This is a genomic window from Limnobacter litoralis (assembly GCF_030160455.1).
GTDB classification, from domain to species: Bacteria; Pseudomonadota; Gammaproteobacteria; order Burkholderiales; family Burkholderiaceae_B; genus Limnobacter; species Limnobacter litoralis.
Map to the genome: position 1 here is coordinate 1 of NZ_BSOJ01000047.1, position 959 is coordinate 959.

Genomic DNA, 959 nt, shown 5'->3' on the forward strand with positions numbered 1-959 from the left:
AGGCTTTGTTTCTCAAACTGCATGGGGCTTAGGTAACCCAGTGCCGAATGCAATCGCGTTGAGTTGTAGAAGTGTATCCAATCCATCACCTCTTGGCGGGTCTCTTGAGCTGACTTGAGGGGTTCACCATGAATGCGAGCCACCTTCAGTTTGCCCCACAGGCTTTCAGTGGGAGCATTGTCCCAGCAGTCTCCTTTGCGGCTCATGGAACTTGTCATTCCATAGGCCTTCAATGCGTCCTGAAACAACTGGCCGCAGTATTGGCTACCACGGTCACTGTGAACTACGACGCCTCGAGGTTGCTTGCGCCGAAACCAGGCCATGCGCAAGGCGTCTACTACCATTTCTGAGCGCATGTGAGGTTGTAAAGACCAGCCCACAATCATTCTGCTGTACAGGTCGATGAAGGCCACCAGATACAGCCACCCGTCTTTGGTCTGGATGTAGGTCAAGTCGGTGGTCCAAACCCGATTAGGCTGGCTGGCCGTGAAGTCGCGTTCCAACAGGTTCGGTGCAATCGGCAGGTCGTGCCTGGAATCGGTGGTGACTCGAAATTTTCGTTTGTGCTTGGCACAAATACCGTGCTGGCTCATCAGTTTCCGAACCCGTTCTTTGCCAACACGAACACCCTTTTGCAACAACGCTTTCCATATCCGTGGCCAGCCATACTCGCCCTTGCTCACCTGATGCGTGGCACGGATGTTGGCCAACAGCAGGTCGTTGGAGATGCGCTTGCCTTGTGAATGTCGACCCGCTCTGGTTTGTCTGCGCTGTTCAGCGGCGTGATAGCTGCTGGGGCTGACCTCCAGCACCTCGCACAAGATAGATACGGGCCATTGGGACCTGTTCTTGCGCATGAAGGCGTACTTCACTTCAGGTCCCTGGCGAAGTACGCTGTGGCCTTTTTTAATATGTCCACCTCCATCTTCAGCCGCGCGATTTCACTGCGGGCTCGGGCA

Annotated in this window: 1 pseudogene; it reads right to left on the reverse strand. The window is 54.7% G+C overall.

The window, feature by feature from the left end:
* Positions 1 to 959: pseudogene (locus QQJ87_RS14625) on the reverse strand (IS3 family transposase); the annotation flags it as partial.